Here is a 25,065-nt window from a genome sequence, read left to right on the forward strand (position 1 = left end):
CTCGTCGAGGGCGCCGGAGTCGGCGATCCACAGGCGGACGGTGCGCGGGGCGGGCGGGATGGTGATGAACACTTCGTGCTCGTGGCGGTTGAGGTTCTCGGCGAGCTTGCGGCGCTTGGCCTGGATCTCCGCGGTGGAGACACCGGAGGGGAGGTGGACGTCGACCTCGACGCCGCATCCGGCGATCCGGATCGGGCCGAGCAGGGCGGCGCCGACGTCGCCCATCGCGTCGATGGCCTTGCGCAGCGGGGAGATGCCCAGGTCGCGGAAGGCGACGACGACGATGGACGGGGTGATGGCGGCGCCCAGGTCGCGGGCCTGGGCGGGCAGCGCCCACTGGGGGGCGGTGTGGCGCTGCTGGCCGACGGCCCATACGGCGGCGAGGCCGATCCACGGGGCGGCGAACAGGAACGGGCCCCAGACGACGCCTGCGACGAATGCGGCCCAGCTGACCAGTTCGATGACGGCTTCGATGGGGGTGAGGACGTCGCGGACGTCGCCGGAGCCCCAGGCGAGCATGATGCCGATCATCAGCAGGATCCCCGTGCCGCCGGCGGTGCCGTAGGCGATGGCCTTGGGCGCGTGGACCATGGCTTGCAGCAGTTCGAGGCGCCGCTTGTGGCGGGCAGCTCGGTAGGCCTGGGCGCGCTGCTCCCACTCCTTGACCTCGTCCATGAGGCCGGCGGCTTCGGCGGCGCGGATCATGCGCTCGTATCGGGAGGCGGTGCGGCCGTCCCAGGCGCGGCGGGCGACGATGCGGGCCCCGCCGGTGATGTAGGCGCCGTGGCGGACGGTGAGGCGTCCTGCGGCGCGGATGCGCTCGTCCTGCAGGGCGGCGCGGGCGACGGTGCGGAACCGGGCCCGGCGCCGCTCGCGATGACTGGAGGGCGCCTCGGTGTCGTTGTGTGGCGCCTTGATCAGGTGCACTGTCATGCTGGGGCTTCCTGCCTCTTGCTGGGGTTGGGAGGCCCGGGGCGGCCGGTCGCTTGGTCGTGGACGGCCGCCCCAGGGCGGGCTACTTCGTGCGGCGCGCGTTCTCGCGAGCCTCGGCGCGCTCGCGGATCTGGTCGACGCGCCGCTCGAGCGCCTTCGTGCTCTTGCCGCGGGCCTTACGCCTCTGGATCTGGACGCCGAGGGCGACGACGCGGGCGATCTCGGAGAGGTTGTGGGGGTCCTTGTCGGTGAATGCCATGGTCAGCGGCCCTTCTGCATGTCGCGGACGATGTGGCGGAGGATCACGAAGCAGCCGGTGGCGCAGCAGGCGGCGATGGCGACGGCGATGAAGCCGAGGGCCAGGCCGATGCCGCCGACGCATACGGCGCAGCCGATACCGAGCCACTCGCCGGCGCTGCGGCCGGGCTTGTGCTGGTGCTGGCAGGCCGGGGCGGGCTGCTGCTGGGCCTGGGCCGCCTTGGCGAGCTCAACGGCCGCCAGGGCGAGCTGTACGGCGGCGGTGTTGGTCTGCGCCTCGCTGACGGCAGCCTCCGCCTTCTGCAGGGCGTCGCTCATGCCGTCCACCCCTTGATGCGGCGGGCGATGCGGGGCCACGCCCAGGCGCCGGCCGCGAACGCGATGACGGCGGGCTGGGTGACCGCGACGGCCACGACGGTGACGACGATCGACAGCAGGCTCGGGTAGAGGACGAGCAGCGCCAGGGCGGCGCCGAAGATGATGCGCATCATCACGCGTAGTCCCCGTTCCCCGGGTCGCGTTTGGCCTTGGGTTTCCGGGAGAGCACGGCGCGGACGTAGTTCTCGCCGACCGTGATCTGGTGCCGTTCGGCGACCTCCCGGACGATGTCCTCGGCTCGCGCATCATCTCCGAGCGATGATGCGGCCCCGCGGATCGCTGCCGTCTTGGCGCCCCGCGGCAGCGCGTTGACCTGCTCCGCATCATCCGCATCATCGCGCTGGACGTCGTACTCGGCGGGCTGGTCACCGAGGACCAGGGCGATGGCGACGGGGTCGACGGACAGGCCGTAGGTGCCCAGCAGAGTGGCGAGTTCGGCCGGGGGCGCATCAGGTCGCGCATCATGTGCGAGCCGGATCGCATCCGCCGGATCCATGTCGGCGAAGTGGGAGCGGAGCGCCTCGGTGGCGGACACCGGGCGGGGCCGCGCGGGCGGCTCCTCGATGGCGGCTGCGGCGGGGGCGCCGTACATGGTGGCGAGGGCCGCATCGGCTCCTCCGGTGATGCGGACGCGCTGGACGTCGACCAGGCCGGCGCCGAGCTCGGTGTCGCCGACGCCGACGTATCGGGCGAGCCGCCAGTAGCGGCGGACGGCCATCTTGCGCTGCCACTTGCCGGGGTGGCCGTCGGCGACCGCCCGGTGGAAGGCGAGTTGCCGGGCAGCGTCCGCGTTGCGGCGCATCACCTCGGCATCTACGCCGGTGCGGTAGACGACGACGCTCCTGGCAATGAACCCGAGCCCCTCGGCAGCGCCGGACATGGCGAGCGGGGTGACCGCGTACACCGCGGCCTCGCGGACGGTGCTGGCGATGGTGATGCCGATGCAGCTGGCGGACACCGGGGCGAGCCACATGCCGACCCGGACCACGGCCGGGGAGGACTGCCCGAGCATCGTCCGACCGAGCATCACCATCGCCAGGATCAGGGTGAGGCCCTCTCCGGCGGCGACGACGCCGGCCGCGGTGGCGGCCCGGTCGAACTGGGCGAGGGCGTTGGTGTAGGTACCCCAGCCGCCGAAGACGCCAACGGCGACCATGAGGACGGCGGCGACCGTGAGGACGGCCGTCTGCCCCTTGGTGAGGGTGCGGGTGCTCATCGGCGCTCACCTCGCAGGCGTGCGACCTCGTCGAGGGCGCGGTCGATGCGGACGGCGGCGGCGCGCAGGGCCTGGGTGAGGTGGCGGCCGTCCTCGAGGTCGACGGTGGCGTCGACGTCCACGCGGATCGCGAGGAGCGGCAGCAGCTCGGGCTGCTGCTGGCCGTGCGGCGCCTGGGTGATGCGCGCGTCCATGACCGGCAGGTGGCCGTACCGGGCGGTGACGGCGGCGACCGTGGTGGTCGCCCCGTTGTGGGTGATGTCGGCGAGGTAGCCGACGGTGTCGTCGTCGTGGCCCACGCACCATGCCGGCTCCGGCACGGTGACCTCGCCGGAGTCGAGGGTGTCGAGGACGACGACGCGGTCCCGGTAGCGCGGGCTCTGCTTACGGGGGGCGGTGCTCATCGGGTTTCACCCCGCTCGGCGTCCAGCGCGGCGAGCAGGTCGTGCAGGACGTAGTGGAGGCCGTAGGCGGCGCGGATCATCGCGTCCTGGTCGTGAATGTTCGCCTGGGCCTTCTCGTCGAGGGCCTTCCGGGCCCGGTCGATGGCCTGCGTCAGCGACGGGACGCCGACGTGCGCGTCCTTCTCCGGGTCGTGCAGCGGGTCGTAGGAGGCGGCGGGCTCGCGCAGCTGGTCGCGGATGGCGAGAGAGGCGGCCCCGTAGAGGGGCTCGGCCGGGTTGATCTGCGCGCTTTTGGGCGCGCTAAGGTTCTGGTGGTCCATGGGAGGGCTCATCTCCTGTGGTCAAGTGGTGGTCCCCGGCGGCCGGTAGGGTCGGCTAGCCGGGGGCTGCCCGCTTTACGGGCCTATGCGGTTGTGGTCGGGGAGTCCGGCGGGGGTAGGGTCCCGGGTCCGTACTCGCGGATGGATCTTCTGACTGCGCTGACGTCGATCCCGATCTCGCGGGCGACAGCTGACTTGCTGCCGAGTTCTCGGACGCCCTCTTCGAACGCTTCCGCTCTCCGGCGGGCGCTGGCCGCGATCTCCGCTTGCAGGTCACGCTGCCGCCGGGTTTCGGCAGCAACGCGCTCGCGCCAATTGGAGGTTGGCACGCAGACCAGACTACTAGGACCCAGTGTCCTAGGCAACGCATTCACGCCGCCTCCCACGTGCTGTCGCCGTCCTTCGGCTGGAAGTGGAGCAGCAGCAGCCAGTCCTGCTCCGACTCGTAGCTGTAGCTACACCAACGGCACTGCACCCGCGTCTGCCCAGGCAGTCGAGAGACGACCGCACCGCAGACGACGCCGTCGCTGTCGACCGCGACGCACGTCCCGAGCCGCTGCGGCCGCGGTGCCGGATCGCCGACGATCGTCCGGGCCTGCGATTCCAGCTCGGCCGCCTCGCGGAACAGGTCCCCGGTCCCCGGGTAGTGGTCGACGATCCAGTCCAGCTCCATGGCCAGCCAGCGGCAGTCTCCGGCGAGGTCCGCCGGCGGGGGCGGCGGCGAGTGCTGCGGCCACCGCTCACGCTGCACGTCCACCCGCCACAGCCGCATCACCTCAGCCGCGCGAACCCAGTTCACTGTGTCCAGGACGTCCTCGTCGATCGGCGACCGAGGGCCGGCCGCACCCCGGGTCGCGACGATCTCGCCCCACCCGTGACCGCGGGGCACCAGGCAATGGCCAACCTCGTCGTACACCTTGGGCAGCTCGTCCAGCCGCTTGGCCAGCTGGACGATGTGCCGCTCGCACAGGTACCGGCCCGCGGTCTCCTCGCCGCACAGCTCGCAGGCGGTCACGGCACGAGTCCGTAGCGCTGCTGGACCTGGTACAGCTCCAGGCTGTTCAGGAAGTGGCCACCGGCCGCGCGGCGGCGGGCCTGGCGGGACTCATCGAGGCTGCGGCGCGCGTCCCGCAAGTTGAGGGACGCGTGCCAGACGGCCACGATCCAGGCACCGAGGACCAGGCCGATAGCGAGCATCTGTATCTCGTTCATGGTCATGTCGACTCCTTGCTCAGAAAGGGGGCTGGTCGGAGTAGCCCGCGCCCTGCTGCGCGGGCGGCTGCTGGGCGGGCGGGGTACTGCCCCAGCCGCCGCCCTGCTGCTGGCCGTTGGCGGGCTTCGCGTTGGCCCACGCGTCATCCGTGGGCGTTCCCCCACGGTTGCCGCCGCCGGTCTTCTTGGTGACGGCCGCGGTGGCGTAAGCGAGGGAGGCGCCGACCTCGTCGACGTCCAGCTCGTAGACCGTCCGCTTGACGCCCTCACGATCCTCGTAGGACCGCTGCTTCAGCCGGCCCTGCACGATCACCCGGGTGCCGCGGGCGAGGGATTCGGCGACGTTCTCAGCGGCCTGCCGCCACACCGAGCAGGTGAGGAACAGGCTCTCGCCGTCCTTCCACTCGTTCGTCTCCCGGTTGAAGACGCGCGGGGTGGACGCGATGCGGAACTTGGCGACCGCGGCGCCGGACGGGGTGAAGCGGAGCTCGGGGTCGTCGACCAGGTTGCCGACGACGGTGATCACTGTCTCGCCTGCCATGGCGGACTCCTTCGGGATGGGGAACTTTCCCCGATCGGGGAAGCTGGCTGAGCTGTGGTTATCTGGGCGGGTGGCCGGGCCCGAGTCCCGCGGGCCCGGCCGGTGACGTGCGGTCAGGCGGCGATGTCGTTGAGCTCCCGGAGGATGCGGCTGGCGTCCTGGGGGGTGAGGGCCTTGACGTGCGTCCCGTAGCCGGTGATCAGCACAGGGCCGGAGAGGCTGTTGGTGTGGCCGTATCGGTCGACGAGGCCGTCGGCGAGCGCGTTGTAGCCCCACCGTCCGTGGCCGTCCTCATCGGTCCAGATGGCGACGCCGGTCGTGAGGTCGAAGGGCTCGACGCTGGAGCAGCGGAGGACGGCGGCGGCGTACTCGGCGAAGTGCTCACGGTTGGCGGGCAGGTTGATCACAACAATCGTGCCGTCTTCGTCGATGAGGATGGCGTCGTACTGGGTCACTGGTTCTCCTCGGTGGTGTCGTTCACAGACCGACGGGGTGTCGGCCTGTCGTCTCCGTCCGTCGTGCGGGCGGAAGCCTGGTTGCGGAGCTTGGCGGCGTGCCGTTGGGCGAGGCCGCGCTGCCGGGCGGAGTTGAGGGCTGCGCGCCGGCGCTTGGCGTTCTCGGCGCGGCGGCGGGCGGCGGCGATCTTCTCCGCGACGATGTCGTCGCCGTTCATGGATGGGTGCCTCCGGTGGACGTGGACTGTGGACATGTGGACGTGGACATGTGGACGCGTGTCCACGTCCCCCCATCGCGTGTGACGCGAGTGAACACGCATGTCCTATTTGTTGTTATTTGGAGGGGTCTTAAAGGGGCGGTCTGTCTCACGACGGGGGGGTGTGGACAGGCGTCCACGTGTCCACATCGGCTCGCGTGTCCACACCCCGGCACGTCCGGTTAGTCCGTCTTCACGCATACGCGGTCGCCCTCGCCGAACACCCAGTCCCGGGCTTCCGCGAGATCGACGGCCTTGCGGAGAACCTTCCGGTCCCGGCTCGCCATACGGCGGTTGAGCTCGCCCCAGGTGATGCCGCCGACCTGCGAAGCGTGCTTCCGTACCAGCCGGGCCACGCGCTCCACAGCGACGCTGGATTCCGCCTTCGCCTCGTGCTCACGAACGACCTGCAGCACCTTGGCCGTCTCCTCGCGCTCCCGCTCGGCAGCGGCCTCGCGCTGCGCCCGCTCCACCAGGTGATCGCGCACTCCGCACGACGCCGTCCACACGATCTCCGCGAGCGCCCAGTCGTCTTCGGTGACGTGCTCGCGGTTGTCGAGGAGCGCGAGCATGGCGGCGACCTTGACCTTGATCAGCCCGGCGTGGCCGTCGAGTTCCGGGACTTCGATCTCGCCGCGGTTGCGGGCGATCCTCTCGGACCACAGGAGCTGCCGGATCCGCTCGGGGAACTTCAGGTCTCGTGGCTCGCTGAGCCGTCGGGTGCCGGGGTGCATGGTCACCGGCCCGGGCTGCTCCGGCGGGGTGTCGGGGATGGCCGGGTCGTCTGCCCAGCCCCACAGGAACCGCTGCGGGGTGCCCGTGCTGGCGTCCGCGAGGACTGGCACGGCGGTGCTGGGCTGGAAGCCAACGAGGAGCCCCAGGCTGTATGAGCCGGCCGGGATGTAACGGGTCCGTTCCTCGCTGGCGTTGGTCTGCCCCAGGGTTTCGCCGACGGCGGCCCGGCGCAGGGTCTCGCCGAGGACGGAACCGTTGCGCTCGCCGAGCTTGGCGATGGTCTGGCCTTCATCGACGTAGAAGTAGGCGTTGTGCCGGACCTGCTTGCGGACCCGTCGCATGACGGGGTCGCCCTTGTTCTTGCCGTGGGTGTGCAGCTCCCCGGTGGGCTCCTCGACGGTGCCCATGAAGGCTTCGGCGATACCTTCGCCGCTGCCCACGGGCAGGCCGTCACGGAATTCTTCGTCCGACGCGGGCATCAGGGCCCGCGTCAGGGAGGACCCGGTGGACTTGCCTGCACCGGAGTTGCCGACGATCGCCGAGAAGATGTTCAGCGAGGCCCGGCCGCCGATGCCGGTGACCGCCCGGTAGTGGTGGGAGATCATGCCGGAGAGGCGGGCGAGGCTGCTGTAGAACAGCACGTCGCCAGAGCAGCCTTCGGAGTGCGCGGCCAGACGGATGTGCTGGAACAGCGGCCGCGCTGACCAGAACTCTTCGGGTAGACGCCCGGGCCGGTTGGTGACCGCGGGGTCGGCCTCGTGAACGTCCGGCATCCAGGCTGCTGCGGTGCTCATGCTGCCACCGGGTCGCCGGGGTACGGGACGGGTGCCCACACCTGGTTGAACTCGGAGTCCTTGTGGCCAGCGGCGAAGTGGTCGGCGGCGTCCTTGCCGGTCTTCGCCTGAACGACGTAGACGGAGTGCGCCAGGCCGCGCAGCGACTCGACGACCGCGAGGGCGTGCTCACGGCCTTTCTCGTCGCGGTCGGCGACGATGGTGACGTCGGCTCCCTCGAGGTACTGGGCGTGCTCGGCGGCCCACTTGCCGGAGCCACCCGCGTTGCACGTGGCGGGCAGGCCGTGGTCGGCGAGCGCGTGGACATCCTTCTCGCCCTCGGCGATCCAGATGACCTGGTCGGCTTCCTTCGCGGCGAGCAGCTCGGGCAGCCGGTACGGGACCAGTGGCACGAGCCGGTTGCCGCGTTCGTCGTTGAGGGACCAGCGGCGCCCGGACTTCGTGGCCGGGTCGGGCCGCCACTGCGCGAAGTCCTTGTGGTCGCAGCGGGTGACGCCGTGGACGACGGCGCCGTTCTCGTCGCTGTAGACGTACTGCGCGACCCGCTTGTGGCCATGGCGCTGGCACGGGATCCACAGGTCATCGGCCGGCCGGTCGCGGGGGCGCTCGAGGGGCTTGTCGAACAGGTCGGCCATAGTCCAGGCGATCTCAGCGAGGAACTCCTCGTTGCCCTGGCACTTGTGGCAGAAGACGGCGACGCCGTCGTTGGTACGGGTGATGGCGACGGTGTCGGGGGCGTCACCGCCGTGGCAGATGCCGCGCGTGCGGAGCTTGCCGCCCTGGTATCGCGTGGGCTCGCCCCGGTCACGGAGGAGATCCGCGAGCCGATTGAAGGCGATTGCGTCAGTCACGAACGTGCTCTCTTCTGCGAGCTGGATCGGATGGTTCGTGGGTGCTGGCGGGCGCCGCGGGGGGAGTAGCGGCGCCCGCCAGCGGTCAGGCGGCTCTGCGCTTGGCCTGGGCGATCTCGTCTGCGGCGGCGGTGATGCGGGTGCACCAGTTCCGCGCGGCGGTGAGCACGGTGAGCGGGCTGGGCTGCTGCTCGAGGTCGTGCCGGATAGAGTCGAGGACCATCTCGTGCAGGGCGCGTTCCTCCTGCCGCTGCACGTACAGCTCATCGACGTCTGGTGCCGACGCGTCGAGGTCGACGGGCTGGTCAACCGGCCACTGACCGGGGCGGCGCTCGTTCACGCCGCCTCCCGCGCTGCGGGCTGGCTGAAGGCTGTGCGAATCACCGCGCGTTGGGTGTCGTCCAGCGGGGGCGCGGCGTCGACGATGCGGTCGATGCGCGCCCAGTAGGCGGCGTTGTGGGCCGGGTCGTCGAAGCGCACGGGCCGGGCCGGGCGACGCTGCGAAAGCATGGATTCCTCCACGTTCTTAGGCCCCGCGCCTGTGGTCAAGGACAGCACAGAATCGGCGACGTGTTCCCCCCGCTCGGGGTCGGCGGAGCGGACCGGGCGGCCCGGGGGTGTTGCCACACCCCCGGACGCCGGCGCGTTGCGTGCGCTGGTCACGCCTGCTCCTCGCCGTTCGCGTCGTAGACGGTGGCCTGGAGGACGTCGGGGAAGAGGTGCGCCGGCAGCCCGAGGAACTTGGTGATGAGGAAGCGGGTGGCTATGTCGCGCTCGAGGTCGCAGGCCTGCGACGGCAGGTAGACGGTCGCGCTGCCGGATGCGCGGACCTCTATGTAGCCGAAGAACTTCGGCTCATTTATTTCCGTCGTGCCGAGGGTGACATCGACCTGGGCGAGCAGTTCACTCATCGGCAGGTCACAGACCTGCTCCGGGGTGAGGGCAGCGGCGCTCTCGGCAACGGGGACCTGAACCCCATTGACGAGGGCGGGCACGGTGGGCTGAGTCGACTGCGCCGTTGCAGTCGTGGGAAGGTGGAACACAGAGCGTCTCGTTTCTTACTTCGCGGTAGATGCGGATTGCTCGACTGGAGAGGCCGGCTGGTACCCGGCCTCTTCGTCGTTTCCGGCGGACGCTCTCGCCTGGTACGCGAGAGCGGCGCCGTTCTCCTGCGGGGCGAGCCCGAGGAAGCGGTGAAGGTCGATCGTCCGGACGACCCGTCGACGCCCGAGGCGGATGACCTCGATCGGAAGGCGGCCTTCAGCCGCCAGCTGGTACGTGGTGGACTCGGCGAGGCCCAGGGCCTTCCCGACGGTCGGCCACAGGGGGACGACGGCGGGCTGGTCGAGGATCTCGGCGATTGTCAGGGCCGCGGTTGTCACGCGGATTCCTTCTTGGCCGGCTGGTCGGCCAGCTCCCTCTCGAAGCGTTCGAGCTCGGCGAGTGAGTACAGGACTCGGCGACCGACTTTGATGCCCCTTGGGCCGCTGCCGATGTGCCGCCAGTAGCGGATGGTGCTGGGCGCCGTGCGATACCTGGCAGCCACGTCTTCCGTGGTCAGGTACGTAGTGGCCTCGTTGGTGAGCAGCTCAGACACCGCTCAACCCCCTCATGGTGTTGGTGTTGAACACCATGAGTATGTACCCGGTGGCGGTGTAGCGCAACAACAACATCCGGTTGTAGCGTGTTGTGCATGAAGGATGTTGATTGCGTTGAGCGCTGAGGAGAAGGCGGCCGCGGGCCGCGTAGCCGAGGATGTGTTCGTGCGTCAGATGCGGCGGCGCCGGGCGCTTCTCGACCTGTCCCAGGCGGAATTGGCAGAACGAGTGGCGGAGCTAGGAGGCAGCCTTTACCAGCAGACGATCGCCAAGATCGAATCCGGCCAAAGAGCTGTCCGGCTACAAGAGGCAGACCTCATCGCGCAGGCCCTCGGAACTACCGTCTCTCAAATGTTGTCGAGATCTATTGGGGATGCCACGGGAAGCCCCGCCAAAATGGATATCGACGAACTCATTGCGGGAGCTAAGGCTGCACAGCGGCGCCGAGACGAGCTCGCCGTGCAGTTGGCTGCAGTGCGAGCAGAGGAGGCTCGCGCGAGGGAGGAGATGCACGTTGCGCAGACCCGCACTGCCGGTGCGGCTGCACTGGCAGCGCGGGTGGCAGCAGAACTAGAAGAGGCCGAGAGGGTGCTACGAGAGATGACCCGGACTTCCTTGAATCGGCAGTCCGAACTGAACGCAAAATACGGCCCTCGGTGGCGTGAGAAAATGAGCATCCATCCTCCGATCACGCGTGAACAGATCGAGGAATGGAGTCACCAACATCTCGAAAAAATGCGAGAGCTGGCACAGTCGACGACCACCATGAATAGCAGGGATCGCGAGGTCCTGCTGAAGAACATTGAGGATCTTGAGCGACGCCTCGGGATCCAAAACGACGAGGAGTAGCCGGTGAAGGGCTCGACGTACCGACGCTGTTACTGCCGGGACGGTAACGGCAAGGTCATGGGCAAGAGCTGCCCGCAACTGTCGAGCCGACGCCACGGGGTGTGGGCTGTACGTCAGGAGCTTCCGCCGCGCGCCGACAGCGGCCGGCGCTCCTTCTCCCGCTCGGGCTACGCCACCGCCAAGGAAGCACAGGACGCCCTCGACGCCGTGCGCGCCCTGCTCGCCCTCGCTCCCGGCGATGACCAGGAAGCACAGACGAAGATCGGTGACCTGCTCGAGGCCGTCAGCAAGAACAAGAACGCCCCGCTGCCCGACCTCGGCGAGACGCGCCGCCGGTTCCGCGCCGGCCAGCCGCTCACGTCGAAACTGACCGTCGGGGACTGGCTGGACGAGTGGTGGGAGTCGAAGAAGCGGAAGAAGAGCACGCTCAACGGGTACAGCTCCCATATCCGTGTGCACCTCAAGCCGGGCATCGGGCACATCCTGCTGGACCGTCTGAACGTCGGGCATCTGGTGGAGTTCTTCGACGCCATCGACACGGCGAACGAGACGATCGAGGCGGAGAACCAGCAGCGCCGTGAGCAGCAGGCACGTGCGACGTGGGGGAAGCGGTCCCGGCCGCCGGCGTCGGAGACGGCCCGGCTGGCGGCTGAGCGGGCGAAGCTGGAGGCACTCCCCCCGTACCGGCGGGTGACCGGCCCGGCGACCCAGCAGCGGATCCGGGCGACGCTTCGGTCCGCGCTCAACGCGGCGATCTCCCAGCAGCTGCTGACGTTCAATCCGGCTGCGCATGTCGAGCTCGCCTCGGGCAAGCGGCCGAAGGCCGTGCTGTGGACGCCGGAGCATGTGGAGCGGTGGCGGCAGACCGGTGAGAAGCCGTCAGGGGTGATGGTGTGGACGCCGGTTCAGGTCGGCGAGTTCCTCGACCACGCCGAGCCTGACCGTCTATATGCCCTGTTCCACCTGATCGCGTTCCGGGGCCTGCGCCGCGGTGAGGCTGTCGGGCAGGACTGGGCCGGGATCGACTTCGCCAAGGCTCGCCTGACGGTCTCCAAGACGATCATCCAGGATGGGTGGACGCCGGTGGAGAGCGACCCGAAGACGGAGGGCAGCGCGGCGACGATCGCGCTGGGCCCGGCGACGCTGCAGGTTCTCGCCGATCACCGCGTGCGGCAGCAGGCCGAGCGTCAGGCGTACCTCGACAAGGGCCTCCCCTGGCAGGAGACGGGGAAGGTGTTCGTCGACGAGGACGGCGGCTGGCTGCACCCAGAGAAGGTGTCGGATACGTTCCGGCGGCTGTGCCGGGAGGCGGCGCTACCTCCGATCAACCTCCGGGATCTGCGCCACGTGGCCGCAACGCTGATCCATGCGGGTGGTGGTGACCTCCACGCGATCAAGGAGACGCTGCGGCACGGGACGATTCAGCTAGCGTCCGACACGTACACCAGCCTCCTCCCCCAGGTCGACCAGGAGGTGGCAAGGAACGCCGAGAGCATCGTGCCGCGCGCCCGTCGTCCGCTGTCGTCTGACACGGCCGCTCACGCATCGCTCACGCAGGACGCTGGAAGCGACTGAGCGCCCCTTCTGGTCTAAACCAGTCGGGGCGCTCGGATCGCTGGTGACGCCGATTCTTCGAACAGGTGTCCTGGTGGGGCGGGTGGGACTCGAACCCACGGCCGACGGATTATGAGTCCGTTGCTCTAACCGGCTGAGCTACCGCCCCATAGCGGCGTGTCGCGTACAGGTGTGCGCGCCGTCTGCCGCAGCATAGCCGGTCATACGATCTCCCGCCTCGACGGTCGGCTACGCACGGCCTTCGTGACCATGAGGACCGTTTCCGGTCCCGCACGGTTCCCCCGGACAGCGAACAGGCATGAAAAAGGACCCCTGAGGGGTCCTCGTTCAGCATGCTCCCCCGACTGGACTCGAACCAGTAACCTGCCGGTTAACAGCCGGCTGCTCTGCCAATTGAGCTACGGAGGACCGAGCTCCCCCGACTGGACTCGAACCAGTAACCTGCCGGTTAACAGCCGGCTGCTCTGCCAATTGAGCTACGGAGGAATGCCTCGTTGCATCGAACGCACCTCCCTGGGTATTCGCCAGAGGGCGCGCGCTCGCTGCGACACATACATTAGCGCAAGCAGGGGGGTGCTTTGCCAATCGGTACTCCTCGGCACTGTCGCCGCACCGAAGACCTGTGCCGTCCCGCACACAGTCCTACACGAGGGAAGGGTGGCCGCCATGCGTTACCGGCTCACGTTCGTCGCCGGAGTCGTCCTGGGTTACGTGCTGGGCACGAGGGCCGGGCGCGAACGCTACGAGCAGTTGAAGAAGTCCGCACGGCAGATCGCGCAGAACCCCGCCGTGCGCAACACCGCGGAGACCGCGGCGCAGCAGGGCCGCGACCTCGCGGGCAAGGCGTACCACGCGGTGAGCGACAAGGTCGGGGACCGGATGCCCGACTCGGTGGCGCAGCGGGTGCGCACCCTGCGCGAGCGCACCGCGCAGGGCGCCGGCGAGGACGACTGGGGCACCAGCAACACCTAGGGTCCGCGGTGCGACACGGGTCCTGAGTCGTGATGTCGCCGGGTACGGCAGAATTTCGGCCATGGGGATAGTCGCCGGGTTGGACAGTGCGCCCGATTTCACTCGTATCGTCGTCTGTGACGCGGACACCGGAACCGTGCTCAAACAGGGGTACGCGCCGCATCCGGTGGAGAACCCCCAGGGCACGGGCCGTCCGTCCGACGTCGACCCGCAGGCCTGGCTGTACTCGCTGGGCGAGGCGGCGGGCGGCGGGCTGCTGGAGGGCGTGCAGGCCATCGGGGTCTCCGCGCAGGCGAACGCGCTGGTGCCGCTGGACTCCCAGGGCAACACCGTGCGGCCCGCCATGGTCGGCGCCGACAAGCGGACCCAGGTCGCCGCGGCCGATCTGATCGACGCGCTGGGCGGCCGGGAGGCGTGGGCGCAGGCGGTGGGGTGTGTGCCGCAGGCCGCGCACCCGGTGACCAAGCTGCGCTGGCTGGCCCGTACCGAGCCCGAGAACGCGGCACGCACCGCCGTGCTGCTGCAGGCGCACGACTGGCTGGTGTGGCAGCTCCTCGGCCGTCCGGTGCGCCGGACCACCGACCGGGGCGGGGCCTCCGGCACCGGCTACTGGGCGGCGGCGACCGGCGGTTACCGGCCCGACCTCGTGGAGCTGGCGCTCGGGCACCAGACCATGCTGCCGGAGGTGATCGGCCCGGCCGAGGCCGCCGGCGCGACGCCGGAGGGGCTGCTGATCTCGGCCGGCACCGGGGAGACGATGGCGGCGGCGTTCGGGCTCGGGATCGGGCTGGGCGACGCGGTCGTCTCGCTGGGTGCCTCCGGGTCCGTCATGGCCGTCCACCCCGAGGCCCTCTACGACCCCAACGGCATGATCACCGCGCTGGCGGACGCCACCGGGATGCATCTGCCGGTCGTCACCACGCTGAACGCCGTGCGGACCCTGCGCGGGACGGCGGAGCTGCTCGGGCTGCCCGATCTGGAGAGTCTGTCCGACCTGGCGATGAAGTCGACACCGGGTTCGCACGGGCTGGTGCTGCTGCCCTACCTGGAGGGTGAGCGGACGCCGAACCTGCCGCACACCGCCGGGACCCTGTCGGGGCTGCGGCGGGAGTCGATGAAGCCGGAGCACCTGGCGCGGGCCGCGTTCGAGGGCATGCTGTGCGGGCTCGCGGACGCGCTGGACGTGATGCGGGGCCGGGGTGTGGAGGTCCGGCGGGTGTTCCTGCTGGGGCAGGCCGCGGAACTGCCCGCGGTGCAGGCGGCGGCGCCCTCGCTGTTCGGGGCGCAGGTGGTGGTGCCGCAGCCCGCGGACTACGCGGCGATCGGCGCCGCCCGGCAGGCGGCCTGGGCGCTCGGGGTGTCCCAGGGCACCCTCGACCCGCGTACGCCGCCGCTCTGGCAGGGCGCGGCGGCGCAGGTGCTGGAGCCCGGCGAGGACCTGGCGGTGGGGCAGGCGGTGCGCCAGCAGTTCGTGTCGGTGCGCGAGCAGACCCACCCGGGGGCGTTCCGGACCTGACCACGGGCCGGAGGTCCACGTCAGGAGGCCCACGTCAGGAGGTTCGCGTCAGGAGGTTCGCGTCAGGAGCGCGCGTGGCGGATTAAATTCACTTGAGGTAACGCCGGTGGGGTGTCCGACGATAGGGGCCAGGGGCAACCGATCGCTCCCGCCGGCCAGCCGAGAGATTCAGCGTGCTCATAAGACTTCTACGGACCTTCCTCAGGCCGTACAAGAGACCCATCGTCCTCCTGGTGCTGCTGCAGTTCCTGCAGACCTGCGCCACGCTCTACCTGCCCACCCTCAACGCCGACATCATCGACGACGGTGTCGTCGAGGGGGACACCGGTTACATCCTGTCCGCCGGTGCCCTGATGATCGGCATCTCGCTGACGCAAGTCGTCTGCAACATCGGTGCTGTGTACTACGGCGCCCGGACCGCCGCGGCCCTGGGACGGGACGTGCGGGGGGCCGTGTTCGACCGGGTGCAGTCGTTCTCCGCGCGTGAGCTCGGTCACTTCGGCGCGCCCTCGCTGATCACCCGCACGACGAACGACGTCCAGCAGGTGCAGATGCTGGTGCTGATGTCGTTCACCCTGATGGTGTCGGCGCCGATCATGTGCGTGGGCGGCATCGTGTTGGCGCTCGGTCTGGACGTGCCGCTGTCCGGGGTGCTGGTGGGGGTGGTGCCGGTGCTGGGGATCTGCGTGACGCTGATCGTGCGGCGGCTGCGTCCGCTGTTCCGGGCCATGCAGGAGCGGCTCGACACGGTGAACCGGGTGCTGCGCGAGCAGATCACCGGCAACCGGGTGATCCGGGCGTTCGTCCGGGACGCGTACGAGCAGCGGCGGTTCGAGAAGGCCAACGCCGAGCTGACCGAGGTGTCGCTGGGCGCCGGCAATCTGCTGGCGCTGATGTTCCCCGTGGTGATGACGGTGGTGAACCTGTCGTCGATCGCGGTGGTGTGGTTCGGTGCGCACCGGATCGACAGCGGCGGGATGCAGATCGGTGATCTGACCGCGTTCCTCGCCTATCTGATGCAGATCGTCATGTCGGTGATGATGGCCACCTTCATGTTCATGATGGTGCCGCGGGCCGAGGTGTGCGCGGAGCGCATCCAGGAGGTGCTGGACACCTCCTCGAGCGTGGTGCCGCCCGCCGCGCCCGTCACCGAGCTGCGCCGGCACGGTCATCTGGAGATCCGGGGCGGGGGTTTCTCCTACCCGGGGGCCGAGGAGCCGGTGCTGAAGTCGGTCGACCTGGTGGCCCGTCCCGGTGAGGTCACCGCCGTCATCGGTTCGACCGGCAGCGGCAAGTCCACCCTGCTCGGGCTGGTCCCCCGGCTGTTCGACGCGACCGAGGGCGAGGTGCTGGTGGACGGCGTGCCCGTCGCGGACCTCGACCCGGCGCTGCTGGCGAGGACGGTGGGGATGGTGCCGCAGAAGCCGTACCTGTTCGCGGGGACGGTGGCGACCAACCTGCGGTACGGCGATCCGGACGCCACCGACGCGGAGCTGTGGCACGCGCTGGAGGTGGCGCAGGCCAAGGAGTTCGTCGAGCGGCTGGAGGGCGGGCTCGACGCGCCGATCGCACAGGGCGGGACCAATGTGTCCGGCGGTCAGCGCCAGCGCCTGGCGATCGCGCGGACGCTGGTGCGGCGCCCGGAGATCTACCTCTTCGACGACTCCTTCTCCGCGCTCGACTACGCCACCGACGCGGCCCTGCGCGCGGCGCTGGCCGAGGAGACCGCCGAGGCGACGGTGGTGATCGTCGCCCAGCGGGTGGCGACCATCCGGGACGCCGACCGGATCGTGGTCCTGGACGAGGGCCGGATCGTCGGCACCGGCCGGCATCACGAACTGATGGCGGACAACGAGACCTACCGGGAGATCGTGCTCTCCCAGCTGACGGAAGCGGAGGCCGCCTGATGGCGGGAGCAGCGCGGATGATGGCCGGGGGCGGCCCCGACCAGCAGTCGCTGAACTTCAAGGAGTCGGGCAGACGGCTCGTCGCCCGGTTCAAGCCGGAACGCCTGACCCTCTGGGTGCTGCTGGCCTGCACGGTGCTGAGCGTGGGCCTCAGCGTGGTCGGGCCGAAGATCCTCGGCCGGGCCACCGACCTGGTCTTCGAGGGCGTCGTCGGACGGGACATGCCGTCCGGGGCCACCAAGGAGCAGGTGCTCGACGCGATGCGGGCACGCGGTGAGGGCGATGTCGCCGACATGCTCCGCGGCACCGACTTCACCCCGGGCCACGGCATCGACTTCACCGCCGTGGGCGGTGTCCTCGGGCTCGCGCTGGCGGTGTTCGGGGTCGCCGGTCTGCTGATGGCGGTCGCGACGCGGTTGGTGAACGGGGCCGTGAACCGCACCATGTACCGGATGCGCGAGGACGTGCAGGCGAAGCTGTCGCGGCTGCCGCTGTCGTACTTCGACAAGCGGCAGCGCGGTGAGGTGCTGAGCCGGGCGACCAACGACATCGACAACCTCGGGCAGACGCTCCAGCAGACGATGGGCCAGCTGATCAACTCGGTGCTGACCATCGTCGGTGTGCTGGTGATGATGTTCTACGTCTCCTGGATCCTGGCGCTGGTCGCGCTGGTCACCGTGCCGCTGTCGTTCGTGGTCGCCACCCGCGTGGGCAAGCGGTCGCAGCCGCACTTCGTGCAGCAGTGGCGTACGACCGGAACGCTCAACGCGCACATCGAGGAGATGTACACCGGGCACACCCTGGTGAAGGTGTTCGGGCGGCAGGAGGAGTCGGCGAAGCAGTTCGCCGAGCAGAACGACGCGCTGTACGAGGCCGGTTTCAAGGCGCAGTTCAACAGCGGCATCATGCAGCCGCTGATGATGTTCGTGTCGAACCTCAACTACGTGCTGGTGGCGGTCGTCGGCGGGCTGCGGGTCGCGTCGGGTTCGCTGTCCATCGGTGACGTGCAGGCGTTCATCCAGTACTCGCGGCAGTTCTCGATGCCGCTGACGCAGGTCGCCTCGATGGCGAACCTGGTGCAGTCGGGGGTCGCGTCGGCCGAGCGGGTCTTCGAACTGCTCGACGCCGAGGAGCAGTCGGCCGACGTCTCGCCGGCCGAGCGGCCGGCCGAGCCGCGCGGGCGGGTGGCGCTGGAGCACGTGGCGTTCCGCTACGACCCCGAGAAGCCGCTGATCGAGGACCTGTCGCTGACGGTCGAGCCGGGGCAGACGGTGGCCATCGTCGGCCCGACCGGCGCCGGAAAGACGACGCTGGTCAACCTGCTGATGCGGTTCTACGAGGTGTCCGGCGGGCGCATCACGCTCGACGGCGTCGACATAGCGCGCATGTCCCGGGACGAACTGCGCGCCGGGATCGGCATGGTGCTCCAGGACACCTGGCTGTTCGGCGGCACCATCGCGGAGAACATCGCTTACGGGGCCGCACGCGAGGTCACCCGCGGTGAGATCGAGGAGGCGGCGCGGGCGGCCCACGCCGACCGGTTCATCCGTACCCTGCCCGACGGGTACGACACGGTGCTCGCCGACGAGGGGGCCGAGGGCGCCGAGGGCGGTGGGGTCAGCGCGGGTGAGAAGCAGCTCATCACCATCGCGCGGGCGTTCCTGTCCGATCCGGTGATCCTGGTGCTGGACGAGGCGACGAGTTCCGTGGACACCCGTACCGAGGTGCTGATCCAGAAGGCGATGGCCAAACTGGCGCACGGGCGTACGTCGTTCGTCATCGCGCACCGGCTCTCCACGATCCGGGACGCGGACACGATCCTCGTCATGGAGAACGGCGCGATCGTGGAGCAGGGCTCGCATCAGGAGCTGCTGACCGCGGACGGGGCGTACGCCCGGCTGTACAAGGCCCAGTTCGCGCAGGCGGTCGCGGAGGTCGACTGAGCTTCTTTCGCCCCCGCCGCCCCTTCCCTTCCCGACCTGGGGCTGCGCCCCAGACCCCGCTCCTCAAACGCCGGAGAGGCTGATTTCAGCCCGTCCGGCGCTTGAGGACGAGGCCCGTAGGGCCAAAGGGGGTCTGGGGCGCAGCCCCAGGGGACGGGAAAGGAAAGGGGCGGCGGGGGCGGGAAAAGTCAGTCCAGGTAGCCGCGCAGCTGGTCGGCGAAGGCGTGGTCCCTCAGTTTGTTGAGGGTCTTGGACTCGATCTGGCGTATGCGTTCCCGCGTCACGCCGAAGATGCGGCCTATCTCCTCCAGGGTGCGGGGGCGGCCGTCGACCAGCCCGTACCGCAGCTGCACGACCTTCCGCTCCCGCTCCCCCAGCGTCGACAGGACCGCCTCCAGGTGCTCCTTGAGCAGCAGGAACGCGGCCGACTCGACGGGGCTCGCGGCGTCGCCGTCCTCGATGAGGTCGCCGAGGGCCACGTCGTCCTCCTCGCCCACCGGGGCGTGCAGGGAGACCGGTTCCTGGGCGAGCCGCAGCACCTCGCCGACCCGCTCGGGGGCCAGGTCGAGGTGGTCGGCGACCTCGTTCGCGGTCGGTTCGTAGCCGCGTTCCTGCAGCATGCGCCGCTGGACGCGGACGACGCGGTTGATGAGCTCGACGACGTGCACGGGGACGCGGATGGTGCGGGCCTGGTCGGCCAGCGCGCGGGACATGGCCTGGCGGATCCACCAGGTGGCGTAGGTGGAGAACTTGTAGCCGCGCGCGTAGTCGAACTTCTCCACGGCCCGGATCAGGCCGAGGTTGCCCTCCTGCACCAGGTCCAGCATGGTCAGCCCGCGGCCCACGTACCGTTTGGCGACGGAGACGACGAGCCGCAGGTTGGCCTCGATCAGCCGCCGCTTGGCCATCCGGCCCATGACGACGAGCCGGTCCAGGTCGAGGGCGAGCCTGCTGTCCAGGTCGGGGGTGCGGCGCAGCTTCTCCTCGGCGAACAGCCCGGCCTCGACGCGGCGGGCGAGTTCGACCTCCTCGGCCGCGGTGAGCAGGGGGATGCGGCCGATCTCCCGCAGGTACTGGCGGAACAGGTCCGAGGAGGGGCTGCCGGACTCGGCGCGGGCCGGCGGCGGGGCCGGCTCGACGTGCTCGGCCGGCCCGAGCGCCGCGGACGGCGGTTCGGGCTCCGTCTCGGGGTGGTGCGCGGCCCGGCTCTGCGCGGGCATGGCCACCAGGACGTCCGCCTCCGGCCGCGCGCCGACCGTGCTCGTGTGGGTCTGGGTGAGGCTCTGGATCTGGGTCTGCACGGGGGGCGACCTCCAGGATGATCGCTGCCGGGGAGGGCGGCAGCGGTACTTCGGGAGCGGAGTCGGCGGCCTCGCCGCTGTCCGTCCCGTACGCGATGAGCGGGGCCGCGGGGGTCCCGGACCCGTCGAGGACGGGTCGGCCGCGCTCCGAGGACTCAGGCACCGCACCCCAGTGTGGGGTACGACACATCGTCCCCACGAGGGGCGTGCGATGACTTTTTGCGTTCACGCGGTGACCCGGCGGTCACATCCCGCCTACAGGGCCGCCGCTCCGTGTTCCCGCAGGGACTGGTCGTACTGCTGGAGGACCCACAGTTCGTTCTGCACGGAGGCCAGTTCGGCGGGGTCGCCCTGGGAGGCGAGGCGGGTCAGCCGGCCGGCGATCTCGCGGACGCGGCGCTCGACGGCTCGGCGGCGGACGGTGACCAGCTGGGCGCCCGCGTAGTTCTCGTCGACCTCCTTGACGCCCCGGTGCAGCATGATCGCCTCGACGGCGAGTTCGGTGACCATGGCGCGGACGGTGTCGTCGGGGGCGGCGTCGCGGACCCGGATCAGGTACTCCTGCGGGTCCTGGGCGCCGTACTCCGCGCCGCCCGCCTCCAGGACGGCCTGGCGCACGGCCGCGTAGACCGGGGCGGTGAACTCGTCGACGCCGTAGGCGTCGAAGGCCGGGGAGACCAGCGCGGGGTGCTGGAGGGCGAGCTTGAGCAGTTCCCGTTCGGTGGCGAAGACGGGGTTGCGGAGGTTGAGGGCGGGGCCCCGCGGGAGCGCGGGCGCCGGGCCGGAGGCGTACTGCTGCGGGCCCCCGCCGCCGCGCTGCTGCCGGTCGGGGGCGGCGGGGCCCTTGCCGCCGCGGTCGCGGGCCCAGCGGGCGAGCTGCGCCACCCGCTTGACCACGAACTGGGTGTCGAGGATGCCGAGCATGCCGGCGAGCTGGACGGCGACCTCGTGCTGGGCGCCGCTGTTCTTGATCCTGGCGACGATCGGCGCGGCCTCGTCGAGGGCGGCGGCGCGGCCGGCCGGGGTGTCCAGGTCGTAGCGGCTCACGATGTGGCGGAGCGCGAACTCGAAGAGCGGGGTGCGGGGTTCGGCGAGGTCGGCGACCGCGTCGTCGCCCTTGGCGAGGCGCAGGTCGCAGGGGTCCATGCCGTCGGGCGCGATGGCGATGTAGGTCTCGGCGGCGAACTTCTGGTCGTCCTCGAAGGCGCGCAGGGCCGCCTTCTGGCCGGCCGCGTCACCGTCGAAGGTGAAGATCACCCGGGCCGAGCCGTTGTCCATCAGCAGCCGGCGCAGGATCTTGATGTGGTCGTTGCCGAAGGCGGTGCCGCAGGTCGCGATGGCGGTGGTGACGCCGGCCAGGTGGCAGGCCATGACGTCGGTGTAGCCCTCGACGACGACCGCGCGGGACGACTTGGCGATGTCCTTCTTCGCCAGGTCGATGCCGTACAGCACCTGGGACTTCTTGTAGATCGCCGTCTCGGGGGTGTTGAGGTACTTGGGGCCGTTGTCCGCCTCGTAGAGCTTGCGGGCGCCGAAGCCGACGACCTCGCCGCCGATGTCGCGGATGGGCCACATCAGCCGGCCGCGGAAGCGGTCGATGGGGCCGCGGCGGCCCTCCTGGGACAGGCCGGAGAGCAGCAGTTCCTTGTCGGTGAAGCCCTTGCCGCGCAGGAAGCGGGTGAGGTGGTCCCAGCCCTGGGGGCTGTAGCCGACGGAGAAGTGCCGGGCGGCCTCCTGGTCGAAGCCCCGCTCGGCGAGGAAGGCGCGGCCGGTGTCCGCCTCGGGTGAGGTCGCGAGCTGCTCCACGTACCAGTCGGCGGCGATCCGGTGGGCCTCGACCAGGCGGATGCGCTCGCCGCGCTGGTGGGCCGGGTTGTACCCGCCCTCCTCGTAGCGCAGGGTGATGCCGGCCTGGGCGGCCAGGCGTTCGACCGCCTCGGAGAAGGAGAGGTGGTCGACCTTCATCACGAACGTGATGGTGTCGCCGCCCTCCTGGCAGCCGAAGCAGTGGAAGAGTCCCTTGCTCGGGCTCACCTGGAAGGACGGCGACTTCTCGTCGTGGAACGGGCACAGGCCCTTGAGGTTGCCGCCGCCGGCGCCGCGCAGCTGGAGGTACTCGGACACCACGGCGTCGATCGGGACCGCGTCCCGTACCGCCTTCACGTCCTCGTCGTTGATCCGTCCAGCCACGCTGGAAGTCTACGGTGGTCCGCCGGGAGCCGGTTCCGAGGCGTCCGCCCCGGTCAGGGGGCGAGGCTTTCCAGCGGGACGTGCGGGTCGGCCAGGGCGTCCGTGTCCACCGGGGTCCGGGAGCGGATCAGCCGCTGGATCGGGTCCGTGACGTCCCACACGTTGACGTTCATCCCGGCCAGGACCCTGCCCTCCCTCACCCAGAACGCGATGAACTCCCGCTTGCCCGAGTCGCCCCGGAGCACGACCTGGTCGTAGGAGCCCGCCGGTGCCCAGCCGGAGTACTCCATCCCCAGGTCGTACTGGTCGGTGAAGAAGTACGGCACCCTGTCGTACGTGACCTCCCGGCCGAGCATCGCGCGGGCCGCGGCCGGGCCGCCGCCCCGGGCGTTGGCCCAGTGCTCGACGCGCATCCGGGTGCCGAACAGGGCGTGCGGGAAGGAGGCGACGTCACCGGCCGCGTGGATGTCCGGGTCGGAGGTGCGCAGCCGCTCGTCGACCAGGATGCCGCCGCCGTCCGCGCGGTCGGCGATCTCCAGGCCCGCCGCCTGGGCGAGGCCGGTGCGCGGGGCGGCGCCGATCGCCGCGAGGACGGCGTGCGCCGGGTGCTCCTCGCCGTCGTCGGTGCGGGCGGCGAGGACCATGCCGTCCTGCCCGGTGATCTCGGTGAGGGTGGCGCCGAAGTGGAAGCGGACGCCGTGCTCGCTGTGCAGGTCGGCGAAGAGCTGGCCGAGCTCGGGGCCGAGGACCGAGTGCAGCGGGGTCTGCCCACGGTGCACGACGGTGACCTCCGCGCCGTACTCACGGGCCGCCGCCGCGACCTCCAGGCCGATCCAGCCGCCGCCGGCGATCACCAGGTGGCCGTTGTCACGGCCGAGGGAGGCCAGGACGCCCTTGAGGCGTTCGGCGTGCGCGAGGCGGCGCAGGTGGTGGACGCCGGCCAGGCCGGTGCCCGGGATGTCCAGGCGGCGGGGCTCGGCGCCGTTGGCCAGCAGCAGTTTGTCGTAGCGGACGGTGGTGCCGTCCTCACCGAAGCGGACGGTCTTCGCGGCGCGGTCGACGGCGTCGACGGTCTGGCCGAGGTGCAGCTCGACGTCGTGGCGCGCGTACCAGGCGGGCTCGTGCACGAAGACGCTGTCGCGTTCCTCCTTGCCGAGGAGGTAGCCCTTGGACAGGGGCGGCCGCTCGTACGGGTGGTCGCGCTCGTCGCAGATCAGCAGGACACGGCCGGTGAAGCCCTCCGTTCGCAGCGTTTCGGCCGCTTTCGCGCCGGCCAGTCCGCCTCCGACGATGACGAATGTCTGATCCGCGTCGACCACGTGATGCCTCCTCTTCAGGGTGCCGCCACCTGTGAGCGTCCCGCACACCGGGTGGTGCGGGAAGGGGGAGTGACCCGATCAGGCCACGGACGGCCACCTTCGGGCTCCTCCTCAACCCTGCCCCGTCAGACGGGTGTGAAGCGAGCGGGCCGAGGCGTCGGTGAGGGACGCGATCTGGTCGACGATCACCCGTTTGCGGGCGCGGTCGTCCGGGGCCCGCGCGAACAGCGTGCGGAACTGCGGGTCCAGGCCGTCGGGGGCGCGGGCGGTGAGCGCCTCGGCCAGTTCGGCGACGACGACCCGCTGGTCGGCGCGGAGCAGTTCCTGCTCGGCGCGCTGCATGACGTACCGGTCGGCCACCGCCTTGAGGACGGCGCACTCCATCCGGGTCCCCCTGGGAACGACGAGCTCGGCTCCGTAGCGGGTGAGGCGGCCGCTGCCGAACCGCTGCCGGGTGGCGCCCTCGGCGGCGAGGCAGAAGCGGCCGATGAGCTGGCTGGTGGCGTCCTTGAGGCGAGCCTGGGCGACCGCGGTGCCGTCGTAGCCGTGCGGCCACCACTCCTGGGCGAGGAGCCGGTCGAGGGCCTCGGCGAGTTCCTCCGGGTCGGTGCCGGGGTCGGTGTAGCGGCCGACGGCGACGGCGAAGACCGCCTGCCGCTCGGGCTCGGCGTGCAGGAGGTTGGGGTCGATGTGGCCGGCGTGCAGGCCGTCCTCCACGTCGTGCACCGAGTAGGCCACGTCGTCGGCCCAGTCCATGACCTGGGCCTCGAAGCAGACGCGGCCTTCGGGGGCGTCCTCGCGGATCCAGTCGAAGACGGGGCGGTCGTCCTCGTAGACGCCGAACTTCGGGGAGGCCGGGTCGGCGGGGTGGCTCCCTCGGGGCCAGGGGTACTTGGTGGCGGCGTCGAGGGCGGCGCGGGTGAGGTTGAGGCCGACGGAGCCTTCGGGGGTGAACCGTTTGGGTTCGATGCGGGTGAGGAGGCGGAGCGACTGGGCGTTGCCCTCGAAGCCTCCGCAGTCCTCGGCGAACTCGTTCAGCGCCTGTTCGCCGTTGTGGCCGAAGGGCGGGTGGCCCAGGTCGTGGGAGAGGCAGGCGGCCTCCACGAGGTCCGGGTCGCAGCCGAGGGCGGCACCGAGCTCGCGGCCCACCTGGGCGCACTCGAGGGAGTGGGTGAGGCGGGTGCGGGGACTGGCGTCCCAGACCGGACTGGCCGCTCCGGGGGTGACGACCTGGGTCTTGCCGGCCAGGCGGCGCAGGGCCGCGGAGTGCAGCACGCGTGCGCGGTCGCGCTGGAAGGCGGTACGCCCGGGGCGCTTGTCGGGTTCGGCGGCCCAGCGGGCGACCGAGGCCGGGGCGTAGCCGGGGGGCGGGGTGTGGTTCCGCCGCTCCTGCGCCATCTCCTGCGTCTGTTCCTGCGCTGCGGGGTCGGTGGGGACGGGGGTGCCGGTGCCTGCCATGTTTCGACACTACGGCCACGCGGTGACAGCGGGCACGACAGCCCGGGCACGCCCGTACGGCGTCGGGCAGCCGGGGGCAGGCT

Annotated in this window: 27 protein-coding genes, 3 tRNA genes and 2 pseudogenes; 6 read left to right on the forward strand and 26 right to left on the reverse strand. The window is 70.6% G+C overall.

Annotation, left to right across the window (positions count from 1 at the left end; genetic code table 11):
• The 19 genes and pseudogenes from JL475_RS30180 to JL475_RS30270 all read right to left on the reverse strand — a co-directional run.
• Positions 1-933: pseudogene (locus JL475_RS30180) on the reverse strand (ATP-binding protein); the annotation flags it as partial.
• Positions 934-1,015: 82 nt separating this feature from the next.
• Positions 1,016-1,192, reverse strand: a complete 177-nt coding sequence (locus JL475_RS30185; RefSeq protein WP_202281148.1) for a hypothetical protein — start codon at positions 1,190-1,192, stop codon at positions 1,016-1,018.
• A gap of 2 nt (positions 1,193-1,194) precedes the next feature.
• Positions 1,195-1,509 (reverse strand): hypothetical protein, encoded by a 315-nt coding sequence (locus tag JL475_RS30190; protein WP_202281149.1) that lies wholly within the window; start codon positions 1,507-1,509, stop codon positions 1,195-1,197.
• Positions 1,506-1,682 carry a hypothetical protein gene (locus JL475_RS30195; RefSeq protein WP_202281150.1) on the reverse strand — a complete coding sequence of 59 codons (177 nt, stop codon included), beginning with the start codon at positions 1,680-1,682 and terminating at the stop codon, positions 1,506-1,508. Before JL475_RS30195 ends, JL475_RS30190 begins: the two co-directional genes overlap by 4 nt.
• The gene (locus JL475_RS30200) at positions 1,682-2,785 is read right to left on the reverse strand and encodes a hypothetical protein (protein WP_202281151.1); all 1,104 of its coding nucleotides are present in this window, start codon (positions 2,783-2,785) and stop codon (positions 1,682-1,684) included. Before JL475_RS30200 ends, JL475_RS30195 begins: the two co-directional genes overlap by 1 nt.
• Positions 2,782-3,189: a hypothetical protein gene (locus JL475_RS30205; protein ID WP_202281152.1), complete on the reverse strand. Its 408-nt coding sequence runs from the start codon at positions 3,187-3,189 to the stop codon at positions 2,782-2,784. The genes JL475_RS30200 and JL475_RS30205 overlap by 4 nt, the downstream gene beginning before the upstream one ends.
• Positions 3,186-3,509, reverse strand: coding sequence for a hypothetical protein (locus JL475_RS30210; protein ID WP_237408707.1), 324 nt, complete (start codon positions 3,507-3,509; stop codon positions 3,186-3,188). The genes JL475_RS30205 and JL475_RS30210 overlap by 4 nt, the downstream gene beginning before the upstream one ends.
• A gap of 370 nt (positions 3,510-3,879) precedes the next feature.
• Complete coding sequence (locus tag JL475_RS30215; protein WP_202281153.1) at positions 3,880-4,524, reverse strand: hypothetical protein; 645 nt, start codon at positions 4,522-4,524, stop codon at positions 3,880-3,882.
• Positions 4,521-4,721 carry a hypothetical protein gene (locus tag JL475_RS30220; RefSeq protein WP_202281154.1) on the reverse strand — a complete coding sequence of 67 codons (201 nt, stop codon included), beginning with the start codon at positions 4,719-4,721 and terminating at the stop codon, positions 4,521-4,523. Before JL475_RS30220 ends, JL475_RS30215 begins: the two co-directional genes overlap by 4 nt.
• A 19-nt stretch (positions 4,722-4,740) precedes the next feature.
• A complete protein-coding gene (locus JL475_RS30225) occupies positions 4,741-5,262 on the reverse strand; it encodes a single-stranded DNA-binding protein (RefSeq protein ID WP_202281155.1) in 522 nt (173 codons plus the stop codon).
• Between the two features lie 113 nt (positions 5,263-5,375).
• Positions 5,376-5,717: a hypothetical protein gene (locus JL475_RS30230; protein ID WP_202281156.1), complete on the reverse strand. Its 342-nt coding sequence runs from the start codon at positions 5,715-5,717 to the stop codon at positions 5,376-5,378.
• On the reverse strand, positions 5,714-5,935 hold the full coding sequence (locus JL475_RS30235) for a hypothetical protein (protein ID WP_202281187.1): 222 nt from the start codon (positions 5,933-5,935) through the stop codon (positions 5,714-5,716). Before JL475_RS30235 ends, JL475_RS30230 begins: the two co-directional genes overlap by 4 nt.
• Before the next feature lie 221 nt (positions 5,936-6,156).
• Entirely contained in the window at positions 6,157-7,503 is a 1,347-nt protein-coding gene (locus JL475_RS30240; RefSeq protein WP_202281157.1) for a hypothetical protein, read from the reverse strand.
• Positions 7,500-8,354, reverse strand: a complete 855-nt coding sequence (locus JL475_RS30245) for a toprim domain-containing protein (protein ID WP_202281158.1) — start codon at positions 8,352-8,354, stop codon at positions 7,500-7,502. Before JL475_RS30245 ends, JL475_RS30240 begins: the two co-directional genes overlap by 4 nt.
• Positions 8,355-8,439: 85 nt before the next feature.
• A complete protein-coding gene (locus JL475_RS30250; protein WP_202281159.1) occupies positions 8,440-8,694 on the reverse strand; it encodes a hypothetical protein in 255 nt (84 codons plus the stop codon).
• Positions 8,691-8,864 carry a hypothetical protein gene (locus tag JL475_RS30255; protein ID WP_202281160.1) on the reverse strand — a complete coding sequence of 58 codons (174 nt, stop codon included), beginning with the start codon at positions 8,862-8,864 and terminating at the stop codon, positions 8,691-8,693. Before JL475_RS30255 ends, JL475_RS30250 begins: the two co-directional genes overlap by 4 nt.
• A gap of 149 nt (positions 8,865-9,013) precedes the next feature.
• Positions 9,014-9,265: a hypothetical protein gene (locus JL475_RS30260; protein ID WP_202281161.1), complete on the reverse strand. Its 252-nt coding sequence runs from the start codon at positions 9,263-9,265 to the stop codon at positions 9,014-9,016.
• A 147-nt stretch (positions 9,266-9,412) separates the two neighbouring features.
• A complete protein-coding gene (locus JL475_RS40450) occupies positions 9,413-9,736 on the reverse strand; it encodes a DNA-binding protein (protein WP_307825197.1) in 324 nt (107 codons plus the stop codon).
• Positions 9,733-9,951 (reverse strand): helix-turn-helix domain-containing protein, encoded by a 219-nt coding sequence (locus tag JL475_RS30270; protein ID WP_307825198.1) that lies wholly within the window; start codon positions 9,949-9,951, stop codon positions 9,733-9,735. The genes JL475_RS40450 and JL475_RS30270 overlap by 4 nt, the downstream gene beginning before the upstream one ends.
• Before the next feature lie 115 nt (positions 9,952-10,066).
• On the opposite strand from JL475_RS30270, the gene JL475_RS30275 reads away from it, so the two are divergent.
• Both JL475_RS30275 and xerC read left to right on the forward strand, forming a co-directional pair.
• The gene (locus JL475_RS30275; RefSeq protein WP_202281162.1) at positions 10,067-10,801 is read left to right on the forward strand and encodes a helix-turn-helix transcriptional regulator; all 735 of its coding nucleotides are present in this window, start codon (positions 10,067-10,069) and stop codon (positions 10,799-10,801) included.
• A 3-nt stretch (positions 10,802-10,804) separates the two neighbouring features.
• Positions 10,805-12,376, forward strand: coding sequence for a tyrosine recombinase XerC (xerC, locus tag JL475_RS30280; protein WP_202281163.1), 1,572 nt, complete (start codon positions 10,805-10,807; stop codon positions 12,374-12,376).
• 71 nt (positions 12,377-12,447) lie between these two features.
• On the opposite strand, the gene JL475_RS30285 is transcribed toward xerC, so the two are convergent.
• The 3 genes from JL475_RS30285 to JL475_RS30295 all read right to left on the reverse strand — a co-directional run bounded on the left by JL475_RS30285 (position 12,448) and on the right by JL475_RS30295 (position 12,862).
• Positions 12,448-12,524 (reverse strand) — tRNA-Ile (locus JL475_RS30285).
• A 187-nt stretch (positions 12,525-12,711) separates the two neighbouring features.
• Positions 12,712-12,784, reverse strand: a tRNA-Asn gene (locus JL475_RS30290).
• Positions 12,785-12,789: 5 nt separating this feature from the next.
• A tRNA-Asn gene (locus JL475_RS30295) sits at positions 12,790-12,862 on the reverse strand.
• Between the two features lie 180 nt (positions 12,863-13,042).
• Between JL475_RS30295 and JL475_RS30300 the strand changes: the two genes are divergently transcribed.
• From JL475_RS30300 to JL475_RS30315, 4 genes are all read left to right on the forward strand, one after another.
• Complete coding sequence (locus JL475_RS30300) at positions 13,043-13,348, forward strand: YtxH domain-containing protein (protein ID WP_202281164.1); 306 nt, start codon at positions 13,043-13,045, stop codon at positions 13,346-13,348.
• A 61-nt stretch (positions 13,349-13,409) separates the two neighbouring features.
• Complete coding sequence (locus tag JL475_RS30305; protein WP_202281165.1) at positions 13,410-14,864, forward strand: FGGY-family carbohydrate kinase; 1,455 nt, start codon at positions 13,410-13,412, stop codon at positions 14,862-14,864.
• Between the two features lie 173 nt (positions 14,865-15,037).
• Positions 15,038-16,771, forward strand: coding sequence for an ABC transporter ATP-binding protein (locus tag JL475_RS30310; RefSeq protein ID WP_202281166.1), 1,734 nt, complete (start codon positions 15,038-15,040; stop codon positions 16,769-16,771).
• Positions 16,771-18,714 carry an ABC transporter ATP-binding protein gene (locus JL475_RS30315; protein WP_202281167.1) on the forward strand — a complete coding sequence of 648 codons (1,944 nt, stop codon included), beginning with the start codon at positions 16,771-16,773 and terminating at the stop codon, positions 18,712-18,714. The genes JL475_RS30310 and JL475_RS30315 overlap by 1 nt, the downstream gene beginning before the upstream one ends.
• Before the next feature lie 188 nt (positions 18,715-18,902).
• On the opposite strand, the pseudogene JL475_RS30320 reads toward JL475_RS30315, so the two are convergent.
• The 4 genes and pseudogenes from JL475_RS30320 to JL475_RS30335 form a co-directional block, all read right to left on the reverse strand.
• Positions 18,903-20,178 (reverse strand): annotated as a pseudogene (locus tag JL475_RS30320) (sigma-70 family RNA polymerase sigma factor).
• Between the two features lie 92 nt (positions 20,179-20,270).
• A complete protein-coding gene (gene dnaG, locus JL475_RS30325; protein WP_202281169.1) occupies positions 20,271-22,205 on the reverse strand; it encodes a DNA primase in 1,935 nt (644 codons plus the stop codon).
• A gap of 53 nt (positions 22,206-22,258) precedes the next feature.
• Positions 22,259-23,524 (reverse strand): NAD(P)/FAD-dependent oxidoreductase, encoded by a 1,266-nt coding sequence (locus JL475_RS30330; protein WP_202281170.1) that lies wholly within the window; start codon positions 23,522-23,524, stop codon positions 22,259-22,261.
• Between the two features lie 111 nt (positions 23,525-23,635).
• Complete coding sequence (locus tag JL475_RS30335) at positions 23,636-24,922, reverse strand: deoxyguanosinetriphosphate triphosphohydrolase (RefSeq protein WP_202281182.1); 1,287 nt, start codon at positions 24,920-24,922, stop codon at positions 23,636-23,638.
• Positions 24,923-25,065: the final 143 nt, after the last annotated feature.

The organism is Streptomyces sp. M2CJ-2 (genome assembly GCF_016757295.1).
Taxonomy (GTDB): Bacteria; Actinomycetota; Actinomycetes; order Streptomycetales; family Streptomycetaceae; genus Streptomyces.

Bases quoted from the DNA above. Each gene is read 5' to 3' on its own strand.
- JL475_RS30335 (WP_202281182.1), bottom strand. From the start codon at position 24,922: ATGGCGCAGGAGCGGCGGAACCACACCCCGCCCCCCGGCTACGCCCCG.
- JL475_RS30255 (WP_202281160.1), bottom strand. From the start codon at position 8,864: ATGCTTTCGCAGCGTCGCCCGGCCCGGCCCGTGCGCTTCGACGACCCG.
- JL475_RS30210 (WP_237408707.1), bottom strand. From the start codon at position 3,509: ATGGACCACCAGAACCTTAGCGCGCCCAAAAGCGCGCAGATCAACCCG.
- JL475_RS30300 (WP_202281164.1), top strand. From the start codon at position 13,043: ATGCGTTACCGGCTCACGTTCGTCGCCGGAGTCGTCCTGGGTTACGTG.
- JL475_RS30200 (WP_202281151.1), bottom strand. From the start codon at position 2,785: ATGAGCACCCGCACCCTCACCAAGGGGCAGACGGCCGTCCTCACGGTC.
- JL475_RS30205 (WP_202281152.1), bottom strand. From the start codon at position 3,189: ATGAGCACCGCCCCCCGTAAGCAGAGCCCGCGCTACCGGGACCGCGTC.
- JL475_RS30220 (WP_202281154.1), bottom strand. From the start codon at position 4,721: ATGAACGAGATACAGATGCTCGCTATCGGCCTGGTCCTCGGTGCCTGG.
- JL475_RS30305 (WP_202281165.1), top strand. From the start codon at position 13,410: ATGGGGATAGTCGCCGGGTTGGACAGTGCGCCCGATTTCACTCGTATC.
- JL475_RS30190 (WP_202281149.1), bottom strand. From the start codon at position 1,509: ATGAGCGACGCCCTGCAGAAGGCGGAGGCTGCCGTCAGCGAGGCGCAG.
- JL475_RS30185 (WP_202281148.1), bottom strand. From the start codon at position 1,192: ATGGCATTCACCGACAAGGACCCCCACAACCTCTCCGAGATCGCCCGC.
- JL475_RS30315 (WP_202281167.1), top strand. From the start codon at position 16,771: ATGGCGGGAGCAGCGCGGATGATGGCCGGGGGCGGCCCCGACCAGCAG.
- JL475_RS30260 (WP_202281161.1), bottom strand. From the start codon at position 9,265: ATGAGTGAACTGCTCGCCCAGGTCGATGTCACCCTCGGCACGACGGAA.
- JL475_RS30240 (WP_202281157.1), bottom strand. From the start codon at position 7,503: ATGAGCACCGCAGCAGCCTGGATGCCGGACGTTCACGAGGCCGACCCC.
- JL475_RS30195 (WP_202281150.1), bottom strand. From the start codon at position 1,682: ATGATGCGCATCATCTTCGGCGCCGCCCTGGCGCTGCTCGTCCTCTAC.
- JL475_RS30225 (WP_202281155.1), bottom strand. From the start codon at position 5,262: ATGGCAGGCGAGACAGTGATCACCGTCGTCGGCAACCTGGTCGACGAC.
- JL475_RS30235 (WP_202281187.1), bottom strand. From the start codon at position 5,935: ATGAACGGCGACGACATCGTCGCGGAGAAGATCGCCGCCGCCCGCCGC.